The following is a 14,382-nucleotide window of genomic DNA, read 5'->3' as shown; positions in this document are numbered from 1 at the left end:
TATCTGTTGCCGGTTACTTGCTGAGGCCCATGATCAGCGTGTTCGGGTACGGCGGGTAGGCGGGCAGGTAGAAGTTCTGCACCTTCGAGCCGTGCAGGAACGCGTTGCGCGCGTAGATGAGCGGGACCAGCGGCGCGTCGGCCATGATCTGCTTGTCCAGCGCGGCCCACATCCCGGCGGCCTTGGCCCGATCCTGCTCGGCCGTCGCCGCGGCGATCGCGGTGTCGACGGCCGGGTTGGAGTAGCGGGACATGTTGTACCCGCCGTTGCCGATCTCCGAGGTCGCGAACAGCGGCTGGATGTTGCCGAGTGCGCTCGGGAAGTCCGGCAGCCAGCTCGAGACGGCCAGGTCGTAGTCACCCTTGGCGCCGGTGACCAGTTCGGTCCACGGCTCGTTGCCGAGCGGCTTGAGGACGACGGTGATCCCGGCCCGCTTGAGGCCCTGCTGGATCGCCTGCGCGACCGCCGAGCCGGTGGGCTGGTCGGTGTCGACCGCCAGGACCAGGCTCAGGTTGCTGACGCCGGCCGCGGCCAGCAGGGACTTCGCCTTCTCCGGGTCACCGGCCGGCGGAGCCTCGTACTGGTCGTACTTGCTGTAGCCCTCCATACCAGGGGTGATCAGCGTGGTGGCGATCTCTCCGCCGAACTCCGGGCCGCCCTCGGCGACCTGGACGGCCTGCTTGTCGACGGCGTACTGGATCGCCTTGCGAACGGCCGGGTTCGACAGGGCGGGGCGCTTGTTGTTCATCGCCAGGTACTGCAGCGCGCCGGACGGCGAGGTGGCGACGCGCGCCTTGACCGCCGGGTTGCCCGACACGGTCGGGATCAGCGCGGCCGGGACCGACGTACCGGTGGTGGCGGCGAACTTGTCGTCACCGGAGTCCGCGATCAGCCGCTGGTTGACCACATCGGCCTGCAGGCCCATGGTGAACACGATCGAGTCCGGCAGGCCGGTCCGGGCCGGGTCGGACGCCTTGTCCCAGGACGGGTTGCGCTCCAGTTCGAGCTTCGCGCCGGGCGCGTACGACTTCACCTGGTAGGGGCCGCTGGCAACGGGCTTCTCGCCGTAGTGCGCCGGGTCGGTGTCGGCCTTCTTCGGGACCGGCGAGAACGCGGGCATGCTGACGATCCAGGGCCAGTCACCGAACGGCTTGTTGAGCTTGAAGACGACGGTCGTGTCGTCGGGCGTCTCGACCGAGGCGAGGGAGCCACCCTTGTAGGGACCGGTGTACTTGTCGCCGCCGACGAGCAGCGACTTGTGGTACCCGAGGCCGCCACTCAGCTCGGGAGCGAAGGAGCGCTCGATGCCGTACTTGATGTCGGCGGCAACGATCGGCGAACCGTCGGCGTACTTGAGGCCCGGCTTCAGCTTGTAGGTCCAGGTCTTGCCACCGTCGCTGACCTGGCCGGTGTCGGTGGCGAGGTCGGGAACCAGCTCGGCCGCCTTGTCGGGCGAGGTCTTCCACGAGGTCAGGCCGCGCAGGATCAGGTGGATCGAGCTCGTCCCGAGGTTCTGGCTCTTGGCCGGGTCGAAGCTGATCTCCTTGCTGGTGGTGAGGATCTGGAGCGTGCCGCCCTGCTCGGCGGCCGCGGTACCGCCACCGCTGGGAGCGGTCTTGTCATTGGCGTTGCAAGCGGTGACCGCCAAAGCCAGCGAGGCCACGACGGCGACCGCTCGGGTAATGCGTTTCATAGTGTCCTCTCAGACAGTGGGGGGCTCGAGAGTTCCAGGGAGGCAGGCGGTTCCGGGAAGTAGCAGGCGGCCTTGTGGTCGGTGCCGCCGCCCACGGGCTCCAGCACCGGCTTCGTCGCACAGACGTCCTCGGCCTTGTAACACCGGGTCCGGAACGGGCAGCCGGACGGCGGGTCGATCGGCGTCGGCACATCACCGGTCAACACGATCCGGTCGCGCACCGCACCCGGCTCCGGCACCGGTACTGCGGACAGCAGCGCGCGCGTGTAGGGATGAGCCGGCGACGAGTAGACCTCGGCAGCCGGGCCTTCCTCCACGATCGTGCCGAGGTACATCACCGCGAGCCGGTCGGCCACCTGCCGAACCACGGCCAGGTCGTGAGCGACCAGTACGTAGGACAGGCCGAGCTCGTCGCGCAGATCGGCCAGCAGGTTGAGGACCTGCGCCTGGACCGAGACGTCGAGCGCGGACACCGGCTCGTCGCAGACCAGCAGATCGGGCTTCACCGCAAGGGCTCTCGCGATCCCGATCCGCTGACGCTGACCACCGGAGAACTCGTGCGGGTACCGCTCCAGGTGTTCCGCGGACAGGCCGACCTGGGTGAGGAGCTCGACCAGCTGCGCGCGGGTCGGCCGGATGCCCTGCGCCCGGAACGGCGTGGTGAGGATCGTGCCGACCGACTGACGCGGGTTGAGCGAGGCCTGTGGATCCTGGAAGACCATCTGGATCTTGCGACGCACCGGCCGGAGCCTGCGACCGCGCACCTTGGTGACGTCCTGGCCGCCGATCATCACCTTGCCGGCTGTCGGGTCGAGGAGTCGGGTCGAGAGTCTGGCCAGCGTGGACTTGCCGGAGCCCGATTCGCCGACGAGGCCGACCGTTTCGCCTCGGCGTACGACGAAATCGACGCCATCGACCGCCTTCACCGACTGCGAGGCGCGCCAGGGCACACCGCCGATGCCGAAGTACTTCTTCACACCGTCCAGACGCAGAAGTTCGTCGGTCATGGCGCGACCTCCGGCCGGCGGCCCAGATGGCAGGCGGCTTCGTGGTTGCCTTCGCCGGGTCTCGGCGTGAGTTCGGGGCGCTCGGTGATGCAACGCTCCCCCACCCGCTCGGTGTACGCGCAGCGCGGCTGGAACGGGCAGCCGGTCTCGACCGATCCGGGCGACGGCGGACTGCCCGGAATCGTGGTCAGCCGGTGCCGCGGCGGTACGTCGACCCGCGGCATCGCGCCGAGCAACCCGAGACTGTAGGGATGGGCCGCCCGGTAGAACAGGTCCTTCACCGAACCACGCTCGGCCGCACGACCGGCGTACATGACCAGTACGTCGTCCGCCACCTCCGCGACCACTCCGAGGTCGTGCGAGATCAGCACCAGCGCGGTCCCGAACTCCGTCTGGACGTCCTCGAGCAGCCGCATGATCTGCGCCTGGACAGTCACGTCCAGGGCAGTCGTCGGCTCGTCCGCGATCAGGACCTTCGGGTCGTTCACCAAAGCCATAGCAATCACGACCCGCTGCCGCATTCCCCCGGAGAACTCATGGGGGTAGTCCTTCGCCCTGCGGGCCGCCGCGGGGATGCCGACCAGGTCGAGCATCCGGACGGCACGCTGGAAGGCTTCCTTCTTGGAGACGTCGTGGTGCAACCGGTACGCCTCGGCGACCTGCCAGCCCACGGTGTAGTACGGATTGAGCGCGGAGAGTGCGTCCTGGAAGACCAGCGCGATGTCGTTACCGCGGATCTTGCGCAGGTCCTCGCCGGGCAGACCGACCAGCTCACGGCCGGCCAGCAACACCTCACCCCGGACATCGGCGTTGCTGGGCAACAGACCCATCACCGCGGCCGACGAGACACTCTTGCCCGAACCGGACTCGCCGACGATCGCCAGCGTCTTGCCCGGCGCGACCGCGAAGTCGATCCCGGCCACCGCCGGGACCAGGCCGCCTTCGGTCCGGAAGGTGACGTGCAGGTCGTGCACCTCGAGGACGGGTTTGTCAGCCATGGGTCACCCTCGGGTCCAGTACGCCGTGCAGCAGGTCAACCAGCAGATTCGCCATGATCACCAGGAACGCCGCGAACAACGTCACACCGACCACGACCGCGACGTCGAGCTGGCCGACACCGCTGATCAGCAGTTCGCCGAGTCCCTGCATGCTGAACACCTTCTCGGTCACGATCGCCCCGCCGAGCAGACTGCCGAGGTCGAGCCCGAAGATCGTCACGATCGGGACCAGCACCCCGCGCAGGCCGTGAACCAGGACCACCCGCCGCTCGCCCGCCCCCTTGGCCCGCGCGGTCGTGACGTGGTCGAGGTTCATCTCCTCCAGCATCTGCGCCCTGGTCAGCCGGATGTACGACGCGGACGAGATCGCCGCGAGCACCAGCCAGGGCGTGATCAGGTGCCAGGCCCAGTCGACCGGACTCTCCGAGAACGGGACGTAGCCGTTGACCGGCACCATGTTGAGCCAGAACCCGAAGACCAGGATGGCCAGCAGCCCGACCAGGAACGCCGGCGACGCGACGCCGACCAGCGCCGCACCGACGGCCAGCCGGTCGAAGAGCCTGCCACGCTTGAGGGCGGCACCGATGCCGAGTGAGACACCGACCACGAGCCAGATCACCGCGGCGCCGAGCGCGATCGACGCGGTGATCGGCAGCCGGTCGAGAATCAGCGTGGTGACCGGCCGGGCCAGCGGGAACGAGTACCCGAAGCAGGGGGCGTTGCACTGCACGGCCGCGGCGCCGTCGCCGTAGGTCCGGCCGGCGACGATACCGCGCAGGAACGCGAAGTACTGCTGGATCGTGCTCTGGTCGAGTTGCATGAAGTGCCGCGCCTGCTCCAACCGGTCCGGAGTACAGGGTTTGCCGCAGGCGAGCCGGGCGGGATCGGCCGGCAGCGCGTAGAAGATCAGGTAGACCGCGAAGCTGAGCGCGAGCAGCACCAGCAAGGTCGCGAACAGCCGGCGGATCAGGAACCAGACGAGGTCAGGCATCAGTTCGCCCTCCGCAGCCGCACGTCGAACGCATCCCGTACTCCGTCGCCCAGCAAGGTGAAGCCGAGAACCGCGAGGAACAGCATCGCGCCCGGGAACAACAAGAACCACGGGTCAGCGCCGGTATAGACCCAGGCGATGGAGTCCGAGATCGACCGCCCGAGACTCGGTGTCGGCGGTGGAACTCCGACGCCCAGGAACGACAGAGCAGCCTCCAGCCCGATGAAGCCCGGGATGGCCATGGTGGCGACCACGAGCACCGGGCCGAGCAGGTTGGGCAGCAGCTCGCGGGCGATCACGTGCCAGCCGCTGGAGCCGACGCTGCGGGCGGCTTCGACGAACTCGCGGGTGACCAGCGACCTGGCCTGGTTGCGGATCAGCCGGGCCAGACCGGCCCAGCCGAACACGCTGATCACCAGGATCAGCAGCAACCAGCGCGGGAAGCTGGCCGGCACAATGATGCCCAAGGCAATCATGAAGACGAGCTGCGGGAAGCCGAACAGGAAGTCCAGCAGCCGCGACACGACCGCGTCGTACCAGCCACCGAAGTACGCCGCGCTGATCCCGACCAGGGTGCCGATCACCGTGGTCACCACCGTGCACACGGCGGCGATGAACAGCGACGTGCGAAGACCGAGGACGACGATCGAGAACAGGTCCCGGCCGGTCAGCGGCTCGACCCCGAACCAGTGGTCGGCGCTGACCCCACCGGCCACCCCCTGCGGCGCGTTGCCGCGGGCAGGGTCGAGCAGGTTGATGTTGTAGGTATAGGCATCCTGACCGGCCAGCCTGACCAGCAAGGGCGCTGCTGCCGCCACCAGGACCAGCGCGAACACCAGCCAAGCTCCCACCCGCGCGCTCCGGTCCCGCCGGACGCGACGCAGAGCCTGACGGGTCGGCGAGACGGCCGCAGGGACCGAGGAACTCACGTGCACTCCTGACAACGATGGACTGAGACGCCAGCCGAACGACGGTAGGCCAGAGTCTCCCACCATCAGCCCACATCTTGAATGATGAGAATGTCAGTCCACGCACAAGGGTTTGCCCGGGGGTGCTGTTCCCAGGCAGTTACTCCTCGTCGATCAGTTGCCAGTTGCGGCGGGGGAGGTAGCGAAGTGCCAGGTAGGCGGCGGCTGCGCCCAGCAGGAAGCCGGGGATCGACCAGCGCCATCCGAGCAGGGGCTTCTCCTCGATCTTCAGCGCGGTGACCGGCGTGTCGCCGGCGGCCGCCCCGTCCGGCTCCGGGACGACCGGCGCGGTGGCCCCCGGCTCAGTGGTCGCTGGCTCAGTGGTCGCTGGTGCGGTGGTCGGCGGTGCAGTGGTCGCTGGTGCGGTGGTCGGCTGGCGGCCGTTCGCTGGTTTGCCGTGGAGCAGATCGAGTGAGACCAGCAGCTTGATCAGCTGGACGGAGTCGGCGGCGCGGTGCCAGAACCTCGCGCCAGTCAGCCCGTCGGCGCTGTCCAGATCCAGGACAGTCGAGATCCACGGTCCACCCGGCGCATCCGGATAGATCACGTCGGTCCGCCACGGCGTCACGTCGTGGATGAGCCAGGTCGCCCGGATGGCCGGCCCGATGTCGTGTGGCCCGGCTTCCCCTGCCGCTTGAGTGTCGAGCAGACGTCGCAGTTCCTCGTAGGCCTTGTCCTGGTAGCCGGTGGCAACCACTTTGCCCACGTCCGACGCGCTCAGCAGCACACTGGTCGGCCCGCCGGCATGAGCCGGCATCACGCCCACCCCGACGATTCCCAGCACGATCAGCAAGACGGTACGGCGTACCCATCGCCTCATGGCGGTCTCCTGTCATTCGACTGCCCCTGGTACACCGCCGCCCGCTGGCTGGTTCCGCTTCACCTGGTCAAAGCGACCGCTCGCGCCTTGTCCGGCACGCCTTCGAGGCGGAACGTCACACCGTCCCGCACCCAGACGAGCGTCGGCCCGGCGACCCTGACTCGCTGCTCGTCACCGGTGGTCTTCAGCAGCACGAGTTCATGGGGCGTACTGAACCAGAACGCGTCGGCGGCCGGCAGGTACTCCAGCTCCGAGTAGTACTTCTTCAGGTACATCGGCGACGGCTCCGCCTGGAACTGCTCCAGCCGTACGCCGCCCGACCGCCAACTCATGGCTACGAAACCAGGTTTGGCCTCTATCGCCGTCGGTGTTCCCAGCGCAGCCGGGACGACCGGCGTGAAGCCGGCAACCTTCGACGCCTCTGCCAACGTCATGTGCCCAGCCACCGTCGGCGGAGCAGGTGCGCTGGACGGTCCACTGGGGACCTGCACGGCCCCCACTCCCCCGATGTTGAGCCACTCCGCCACTGCAGCTCGCACTGGCGGCGCAACCAGAGCACCGGCCAACAGCAGAGCCACGAGCGCCAGCAACGCGCGCCACTTCTCCTTGACGGTCGCGACGAAGGTACGGCGTACAGGAGGCTCCGCAACTCGCTCGAGCACCGCCGCGGCCAGCCCGTCGGCGACAGGTGGAACGACAGCGCTGCGGCCGAGTGCGCGGAGTTCGTCTTCCAACGAGCTCATCGCTGCACCTCCTTGTCCGGCAACTGCGCCCGCAAGCGCCCCAACGCCCGATGCAACCGCGACTTGACCGTGCCCCGCGGCCAACCCAGCACAGTGGCCGTCTCCTGCTCATCCAGCTCCAGCAGATAGCGACAGGTCACCACCAGCCGGTACTGGTCGGGTAGCGCCTGTACTGCGGCCAGCAGCTCGGCTCTCCGCTCATTGGACAAGGCCTGGTCGGCCGGATCGAGCACTGCGTCGTGCAGCACCGCCGACTCTTCCCGACGCGCCCGGCGACCTCGCGATCGCAGGACGTTGCGCGTCTCGTTGGCCACGATCCGCAACAGCCACGGCCGGAAGGCCGCCCCCTCACGGAAGGTGTCCAGCGCCCGGTACGCCTTGACGAACGACTCCTGGACGACGTCGTCGGCATCCGCACCGGCACCCAGGAAAACAGCGGCCCGCTTCGCCACCGGGGCGTGCAGCACCACCAGCTCGCCGTACGCGGCAGTCTCCCCACCCCGCACCCGAGCCAGAACCGCCGCCTCATCCCCTGCGCTGATTACGCCTCCCATCCGATCCCCGCACTGTCTCTACACCTCGGACATCCTTCTGGTTCCATCAAATCGTCTGGGGTGTCGGCGTCGGCTGTCATAAGGTCGAGGTTGTGCCAGAAGTCGATGCTTCCTTCCTAGACCTTCCCCGTCACGAACTTGCCGGTGCTGCCTTGCAGCGGGCCAAGGATCTCGGGGCCACTTTCGCCGAGTTCCGGCTCGAGCGCATCCGGTCGGAGTCGATCACGCTCCGGGATGCCGTGCTGGAGAGTGCCAGTGACGACGAGGATCTCGGGCTCGCCGTCCGGGTGATCCACGACGGCACCTGGGGATTCGCCGCCGGTGTCGCGTTGACCACCGACGAGGCGGTCCGCGTCGCCGAGCAGGCGGTCCACCTGGCTCAGGTGTCGCGGCCGATCAACTCCGAGCCGATCGAGCTCGCGGACGAGCCGGTGTACGACGACGTCAGCTGGATCTCGTCGTACGAGGTCGACCCCTTCACCGTGCCGCGAGGGGAGAAGGTCGCGCTCCTCACCGACTACAGCAACCGGCTGCTCCAGGCGGATGGTGTCTCGCACGTGACCGCCCACGTCGCCTTGGTACACGAGTGCAAGTTCTACGCGAACTCCGAAGGCACCTCCACCACGCAGCAGCGCGTCCGGCTGGGCCCGGAGCTCCAGGCGATCGCCGTGGACACCGAGACCGGCCGGTTCGACTCCATGGCCAGTACTGCGCCTCCGGTCGGTCGCGGCTGGGAGTACATGACCGGTACCGGCTGGAACTGGGATGAGGAGCTGGCCAAGATCCCCGGCTGGCTGGCCGAGAAGATGAGCGCTCCGAGCGTCGAGGCCGGGACCTACGACCTGGTGATCGACCCGAGCAACCTGTGGCTCACCATCCACGAGTCGATCGGCCACGCCACCGAGCTGGACCGCGCACTCGGGTACGAGGCCAACTACGCCGGTACGAGCTTCGCCACCATCGACAAGCTGGGCAACCTGCAGTACGGCTCCCCCATCATGCACGTCACCGGCGACCGCACTGCGGAGCACGGCCTGTCCACTGTCGGGTACGACGACGAGGGTGTCGCCGGGCAGCAGTGGGACCTGGTCAGGGACGGCATCCTGGTCGGCTACCAGGTCGACCGCCGGATGGCGAAGGTGAACGAGGACCTGCTCGGCACACCCCGCTCCAACGGCTGCGCGTACGCCGACTCCGCCGGGCACATCCCCATCCAGCGGATGGCCAACGTGTCCCTGCAGCCCGCGCCGGACGGCCCTTCGACCGAGGAGCTGATCAGCCGGGTGAAGAACGGGATCTACATCGTCGGCGACAAGTCCTGGTCGATCGACATGCAGCGGTACAACTTCCAGTTCACCGGGCAGCGGTTCTACAAGATCACCGACGGCAAGCTGGCCGGGCAGTTGCGCGATGTCGCCTACCAGGCGACCACGACCGACTTCTGGGGCTCCATGGAAGCAGTCGGCGGCCCCCAGACGTACGAGCTGCACGGCGCCCTCAACTGCGGCAAGGCCCAGCCCGGCCAGAGTGGCGCGGTCAGCCACGGTTGCCCGTCCGCACTGTTCCGTGACGTCCGCATTCTCAACACCACGCAGGAGGCCGGCCGGTGACGACCGCCATTCAGCTCAGCCCGCAGGACACCATCGAGCGCGGCCTGGACCTGGCCGCTGCCGCAGGGGCGTCGGGGTGCGTAGTACTGGTCGCTGAGACCTCCAGTGCCAACCTGCGCTGGGCCAACAACACCCTGACCACCAACGGCGCCATGCGCGGCTCCACGGTGACCGTGATCGCCACTGTCGGCGCAGGCGAGGGTACTGCGGCCGGCGTGGTCGGGCGTTCGTCTACGACCGACTCCAGCCTCGGAGAGCTCGTGTCCGCGGCTGTAGCGGCAGCACGCGAGTCCAGCCCCGCGGAGGACGCACGACCGCTGGTAGATGGCACTGTCAGCCCGGACTGGGATGCAGAGCCGGACGAGACCTCCGTCAACGTGTACGGCGACTTCGCCCCCGCACTCGGCGAGGCACTCCGCAAGGCCGGCCAGGAGAACCGCTGGCTCTACGGCTTCGCCGACCACGAGGTCGTCACCCTGTACGTCGGGTCGTCCACCGGACTCCGGTTGCGCCAGAGCCTGCCGCGCGGCTTCGTCTCGGCAACGGGCAAGTCCGGCGACCTGAGCCAGTCGGCCTGGGTCGGTGCGGCCACTCGCGACTTCAGCGACATCGACCCGTTGGCGATCGACACCGAGCTCAACCGCCGGCTCGGCTGGGCCGGCCGGACGGTCTCGGTCGACGCAAGCCGGCACCCGACAGTGCTCCCGCCTGCCGCGGTCGCCGACCTGGTCACCTTCCTGTACTGGCGTCTCGAGGGCCGCGACGCGTACGAAGGCCGCAGCGTCTTCTCCAAGCCTTCCGGCGGGACCCGGATCGGTGACGTCCTGTCTCCGCATCCGATCGGACTGCGCTCCGACCCGAACCTGTCCGGGCTGGAGACCTTCCCGTTCGCCGTGGCGAGATCGTCAGGCGGCTCGTCGAGCGTCTTCGACAACGGCCTGACCCTCAGCGCGACCGACTGGATCCGCGGCGGCAAGCTCGAGAACCTGATGCAGAGCCGCTTCACCGCCGACCTGACCGGCGCGCCCGCGGTGACCCCGTCGATCGACAACTACGTGCTCTCCGTCGACGGCGCCACCGGTACGACGGACGACCTGGTCGCCGGGCTGGACCACGGCCTCCTGCTCACCTGTCTGTGGTACATCCGCGTGGTCGACCCGCAGACCCTGCTGCTGACCGGCCTGACCCGCGACGGGGTCTACCTGGTCGAGGGTGGCGAGGTCACGGGTGCGGTGAACAACTTCCGGTTCAACGAGAGCCCGGTCGACCTGCTGGCCCGCTTCACGGCGGCCGGCGCCACGGTCCCGTCGTTCTCCCGCGAGTGGGGCGACGACTTCTCCCGTACTGCGACCCCGCCGCTGCTGGTGCCCGACTTCAACATGTCCAGCGTCAGCCAGGCTTCCTGACCTTTTGCCCAACACGAAGGCCCGGCACCCCGTAGTACGGGATGCCGGGCCTTTGTAAACCCAGACGACTCGCGAGCCGGCGTCTCTCAACCAGGTTCGCGGATCAGCAGGTGTCGATCAGCCCTGCGGGCCGCCCTGCGGCGCCGGCGGGTACCCCGGGTAGCCCGGCTCGCCGTGGCCACCCATGGCGCCGAACCGCTCGGCGGCCTTCGGGTCGGGGCCGTACTGGTTGTCGCCGGCGTTGCCCTCCTGCGCGTAGAACACGATGAGGACGATCCAGCCGATCACGATGGCGAAGATCAGCAACAGCCACAGCGCGGAACGGTTGGTGTCGTGCAGACGCCGGGCGGCGACCGCCAGCGACGGGATCAGGATGGCGAGGCTGAAGATCGTGCCGAGCAGCCCGTTGCCGGTGCTGTTCGTCGTACCGAGAATCCGGTCGACGATGCCGATCACCATGCTGATGATCCAGCTGAACAGCACGAACATCCAGAACTCTTTACGCCGCGCCCGGCCACTGAACTGCGCGTACTTCTTGAGAGGGTCCATAAACCAATGCATGAGGTGACTCCATAGCTTGAAGGTGAGACGCGGACCGAGCCTGTCGGAACACACCGGGTTCGTCAATGCAACATTTCGCTTTGGTGACCACACCGCAACACGGCGCGCCGCAGCTAGAGTTGGCTTTAGGTCGGATTCAGGTTGTGGGTGCGGGTTTTGCCTGGGTGACTCGCCAGAGGCTGCGGCCGTCCTCGGTGTACGCGTCGGCGCCGCCGAGCTCCCAGCGGTCGGCCAGTTCGTGCACCAGGGCGAGGTCGAAGAACCGGCCGGCGAATCCGTCCTTGGCGTACAGACCGTCGCCGATTTCCTGGCAGCTGCCGAAACGGCTGTCATCGGTCGACCACACCGTGTAGACAAACAGCCCACCCGGCCGGAGTACCCGGCGAATCTCGTTGACCAGGGCCCGTAGTTCGGCCCGCGAGAAAGCCATGTTCAGGACGACGTTGGCGTACACCGCGCCGACCGTCGCGTCGGCCGGTGGCAGCGGATCGCGGACGTCGTGCAGCGCCGCGGTGACGCGGTCGTCCAGTCCCTCGCGCTGCGCTTCGAGGCGGAGCCGGTCGAGAGCCGCCTCGCTGAAGTCGGTGGCGTGGACGCTGAAGCCCTGCCTGGCAAGGTAGAACGCGTCGCGTCCCTGCCCGGCGCCGAGCTCCAGGACATCATCGATGCCTGCGGCACCGAACAGCTTGGCCGTCCAGCGGGCGGCCGCCGATGGTGCCGCGCCATGCAGGCTCGGATCCTGTGCGTACGCCGCCTGCCACCGCTCTTGCTGAGCCCTCGCGAGCTCCACGTATCCAGTCTTCATCTTGCTCCCCGTGTTCGCCTCGCCGCTCTGATCAACCGGCAGACCCGCAGCAGCCTACGCGACGAATTGAGTAGACGTACTCAAGCGTGCACCCGTTCCACCTGGCGATAGTGAGCTTGACCATCGAGGAGGACGCCAAATGAACGCCCACCCCACCCCCTTCAAGTGCCCCGCCTGCCAAACCCCCCTCCACCTAGACGTCCACCTACCCCCACCCCCTAACCCCCTCCCACAACCCACACCACCGCAACCCGCAGCGCCTCCGCCCACACCGCCACGACCTGCTACAGCAGCCCCAAGACCCACGCGCGCAGCACCGCCTACATACCAAAGCTCTCTGCGCCAACCGGCACCGCCGAAACCCAAGCAGCCACGCAGGCGCCTGAGCCCCCAGGCAACCCTTCTCAGCCTCGGTGTACTGCTCCTGCTAGCCGCCGGCGTCACCTTCCTCGCCGTCACCTGGGACAGCCTCTCCATCCCGGTCCAGGCCTCGATCATCGCCACCCTGGCCGCCCTAGCCCTAGCCGGTTCCGTCCCGGCATCCCGCCACAAACTGGCCGGCACAGCCGAAGCCCTCGCCATCCTCGGCACCGGCCTACTAGCCGTCGACCTGTACGGCGCCCACGCACTGGGCCTCGACCCCGCCAAGGCCGTCGACGGCCTCGCCTACATCGGCCTCGCCGCCGCACTAGTTGCCGCAGCCAACCTTCTGATGTCACGCATCGCACCCACCGTCGTCACGTACGGTGTCGCCACCATCATCATCGGCCAGTTCGCGCTGCCCTTCATCCTGGCCGGGCAGACCGGCCTGGCCCTCTTCCTGTTCGGCCTGCTCCTCCAGGTGACCATCACCGTCTACTGGTCCGCCGCGGGAACGAAGGTCGTCCACCTCACCGGCACCATCTGCGCAGCCCTGGTCTTCTGGGCCCTGTTGATCACCGGCACCGCCCGCATCTACCTCAGCCTCGCTGCCCACTACTCACCCCAGGCCCGCGCAGATTTCGGCGACTTCTTCGACGGCTCCCTGACCGCACTCTCCCCGGTCCTCTTCACCACCCTCGTCGTCGTCCTAGCCGGAGCCACCGGCATCTTCCTACTCCGCACGGTCCCACTCCCCCGCGCCCTACCACCGGCTCTCGGCGAATCCACCTGTACTGCGGCCGCCGCCTTCGCGGTGGCAGCCTGTCTGCCGCAGCTCCCCACTGCCGGCCGCTGGCTGGACACCGCCCTCGCCACCGCCTTGACGCTCACCGTCCTGCTGATGCCCAATCGGACCGGCGTACGGGCTGCTGTGGCCTGGACCGCGGCCGGGGTCGTTGCCATGGTCAACCTCTTGTTCTGCCTGCTCGTCGCGGACGTCGTCCAACTCGGCCTGATCTCCGCGATCGCCGCCGCGTTGGCCGTCGTCGCCGTCTGGCGCCAGCGGATGAACAGGCTGGCGGGTTCGGTCACCGCCGGCGTCGCGGCTCAGCTTGCGATCGTGCTGATGACCTACGACGGCCTCTTCAACCTCTGGACCGGCGGCATCCTGCTGGCCCTCGTCGGCGCCGCGTCCATCACCATCGCCTGCCTGGTCACGGACCCACCGCTGGAGCGCTGGCTGCTCGCATGCGCCTCCGCAGCGGCCGTGCTGGCCGGAGTCTTCGCACTGCTGGAAGGCAGCAGCAGCCTCTTCGGCGCCGCACTCACCATCACCGCCGCCCCATTGGTTGCCTACGGCATGCGGCCCGCACACCGGCGGGCCCACCTCACGGCCGTACTCCTGCTCGCCGTCGCCAACACCGCCTTCGCCCTGGGCGCCGGCGCGACCACCATCGAATGGTTCACCCTGCCACCAGCAGCCGTGATGCTCGCCGCCGGCATCTACGGCTGGCGAGACCAGTCAAGCTGGATCTTCCTGGGCCCAGGCCTCCTACTCGGCCTGGTCCCCTCAGCACTGATTGCCAACAGCAACGACGACTACCTCCGCACCACCTTCGTCGTGGCAGCCGCCGTAGCCATCATCCTGATCGGCACCCGCTTCGCCCTCCAGGCCCCCTTCATCATCGGCGCCGGCATCCTCCAGAAGATCGCCCTCTGGCAGTTCCTCGACGTGGCCCCACTGATCCCCCGCTGGATCACACTCGCCACCGCCGGCCTCATCCTCCTCACCGTAGGCGCCACCTACGAACGCCGCCTCCAAAACGCCAAACAAGCCGCCCGCTGGCTAACCGCCCTCCGCTGACC

General features: G+C 68.2%; 13 protein-coding genes. 3 read left to right on the top strand and 10 right to left on the bottom strand.

All coding sequences use genetic code 11. The annotated features are described in order from the left end of the window. Window positions 1-13: 13 nt before the first annotated feature. From AB0F51_RS02385 to AB0F51_RS02350, 8 genes are all read right to left on the bottom strand, one after another. Window positions 14-1,693, bottom strand: coding sequence for an ABC transporter substrate-binding protein (locus AB0F51_RS02385; RefSeq protein ID WP_360272807.1), 1,680 nt, complete (start codon window positions 1,691-1,693; stop codon window positions 14-16). Then, complete coding sequence (locus tag AB0F51_RS02380; RefSeq protein ID WP_360272804.1) at window positions 1,690-2,700, bottom strand: oligopeptide/dipeptide ABC transporter ATP-binding protein; 1,011 nt, start codon at window positions 2,698-2,700, stop codon at window positions 1,690-1,692. Before AB0F51_RS02380 ends, AB0F51_RS02385 begins: the two co-directional genes overlap by 4 nt. After that, complete coding sequence (locus tag AB0F51_RS02375) at window positions 2,697-3,698, bottom strand: ABC transporter ATP-binding protein (protein WP_360272801.1); 1,002 nt, start codon at window positions 3,696-3,698, stop codon at window positions 2,697-2,699. Before AB0F51_RS02375 ends, AB0F51_RS02380 begins: the two co-directional genes overlap by 4 nt. Continuing rightward, entirely contained in the window at window positions 3,691-4,689 is a 999-nt protein-coding gene (locus tag AB0F51_RS02370; RefSeq protein WP_360272798.1) for an ABC transporter permease, read from the bottom strand. The genes AB0F51_RS02375 and AB0F51_RS02370 overlap by 8 nt, the downstream gene beginning before the upstream one ends. After that, entirely contained in the window at window positions 4,689-5,618 is a 930-nt protein-coding gene (locus AB0F51_RS02365) for an ABC transporter permease (RefSeq protein ID WP_360272796.1), read from the bottom strand. The genes AB0F51_RS02370 and AB0F51_RS02365 overlap by 1 nt, the downstream gene beginning before the upstream one ends. A 139-nt stretch (window positions 5,619-5,757) precedes the next feature. After that, entirely contained in the window at window positions 5,758-6,477 is a 720-nt protein-coding gene (locus AB0F51_RS02360) for a hypothetical protein (RefSeq protein WP_360272793.1), read from the bottom strand. A gap of 59 nt (window positions 6,478-6,536) precedes the next feature. Further along, the gene (locus tag AB0F51_RS02355) at window positions 6,537-7,220 is read right to left on the bottom strand and encodes a hypothetical protein (RefSeq protein ID WP_360272790.1); all 684 of its coding nucleotides are present in this window, start codon (window positions 7,218-7,220) and stop codon (window positions 6,537-6,539) included. Beyond that, complete coding sequence (locus AB0F51_RS02350; RefSeq protein ID WP_360272787.1) at window positions 7,217-7,774, bottom strand: sigma-70 family RNA polymerase sigma factor; 558 nt, start codon at window positions 7,772-7,774, stop codon at window positions 7,217-7,219. Before AB0F51_RS02350 ends, AB0F51_RS02355 begins: the two co-directional genes overlap by 4 nt. Before the next feature lie 92 nt (window positions 7,775-7,866). Here AB0F51_RS02350 and AB0F51_RS02345 point away from each other — a divergent pair, with 92 nt between their 5' ends. Together AB0F51_RS02345 and AB0F51_RS02340 are read left to right on the top strand one after the other, a co-directional pair. Continuing rightward, the gene (locus tag AB0F51_RS02345; protein WP_360272784.1) at window positions 7,867-9,384 is read left to right on the top strand and encodes a TldD/PmbA family protein; all 1,518 of its coding nucleotides are present in this window, start codon (window positions 7,867-7,869) and stop codon (window positions 9,382-9,384) included. Further along, window positions 9,381-10,790, top strand: coding sequence for a metallopeptidase TldD-related protein (locus AB0F51_RS02340; RefSeq protein WP_360272781.1), 1,410 nt, complete (start codon window positions 9,381-9,383; stop codon window positions 10,788-10,790). The genes AB0F51_RS02345 and AB0F51_RS02340 overlap by 4 nt, the downstream gene beginning before the upstream one ends. 117 nt (window positions 10,791-10,907) lie before the next feature. Here the strand turns inward: AB0F51_RS02340 and AB0F51_RS02335 are convergent, their stop codons facing one another. After that, window positions 10,908-11,339, bottom strand: a complete 432-nt coding sequence (locus AB0F51_RS02335) for a DUF805 domain-containing protein (protein ID WP_360272778.1) — start codon at window positions 11,337-11,339, stop codon at window positions 10,908-10,910. Window positions 11,340-11,487: 148 nt separating this feature from the next. After that, window positions 11,488-12,156: a class I SAM-dependent methyltransferase gene (locus tag AB0F51_RS02330; protein ID WP_360272775.1), complete on the bottom strand. Its 669-nt coding sequence runs from the start codon at window positions 12,154-12,156 to the stop codon at window positions 11,488-11,490. 139 nt (window positions 12,157-12,295) lie between these two features. Here AB0F51_RS02330 and AB0F51_RS02325 point away from each other — a divergent pair, with 139 nt between their 5' ends. Beyond that, window positions 12,296-14,380, top strand: a complete 2,085-nt coding sequence (locus AB0F51_RS02325; RefSeq protein WP_360272773.1) for a hypothetical protein — start codon at window positions 12,296-12,298, stop codon at window positions 14,378-14,380. Window positions 14,381-14,382 lie beyond the last annotated feature (2 nt).

This window comes from Kribbella sp. NPDC023855, from assembly GCF_040639475.1.
In the GTDB taxonomy this organism is placed as follows: Bacteria; Actinomycetota; Actinomycetes; order Propionibacteriales; family Kribbellaceae; genus Kribbella.
Note: the sequence above shows the minus strand (reverse complement) of the source record. Positions and strands in the feature narration are given on the sequence as shown.

What these genes read in the sequence shown, in the direction of transcription:
- AB0F51_RS02385 (WP_360272807.1), bottom strand. Translation starts at nt 1,693, where the DNA reads ATGAAACGCATTACCCGAGCGGTCGCCGTCGTGGCCTCGCTGGCTTTG.
- AB0F51_RS02380 (WP_360272804.1), bottom strand. Translation starts at nt 2,700, where the DNA reads ATGACCGACGAACTTCTGCGTCTGGACGGTGTGAAGAAGTACTTCGGC.
- AB0F51_RS02375 (WP_360272801.1), bottom strand. Translation starts at nt 3,698, where the DNA reads ATGGCTGACAAACCCGTCCTCGAGGTGCACGACCTGCACGTCACCTTC.
- AB0F51_RS02370 (WP_360272798.1), bottom strand. Translation starts at nt 4,689, where the DNA reads ATGCCTGACCTCGTCTGGTTCCTGATCCGCCGGCTGTTCGCGACCTTG.
- AB0F51_RS02360 (WP_360272793.1), bottom strand. Translation starts at nt 6,477, where the DNA reads ATGAGGCGATGGGTACGCCGTACCGTCTTGCTGATCGTGCTGGGAATC.
- AB0F51_RS02355 (WP_360272790.1), bottom strand. Translation starts at nt 7,220, where the DNA reads ATGAGCTCGTTGGAAGACGAACTCCGCGCACTCGGCCGCAGCGCTGTC.
- AB0F51_RS02350 (WP_360272787.1), bottom strand. Translation starts at nt 7,774, where the DNA reads ATGGGAGGCGTAATCAGCGCAGGGGATGAGGCGGCGGTTCTGGCTCGG.
- AB0F51_RS02335 (WP_360272778.1), bottom strand. Translation starts at nt 11,339, where the DNA reads ATGGACCCTCTCAAGAAGTACGCGCAGTTCAGTGGCCGGGCGCGGCGT.
- AB0F51_RS02330 (WP_360272775.1), bottom strand. Translation starts at nt 12,156, where the DNA reads ATGAAGACTGGATACGTGGAGCTCGCGAGGGCTCAGCAAGAGCGGTGG.
- AB0F51_RS02325 (WP_360272773.1), top strand. Translation starts at nt 12,296, where the DNA reads ATGAACGCCCACCCCACCCCCTTCAAGTGCCCCGCCTGCCAAACCCCC.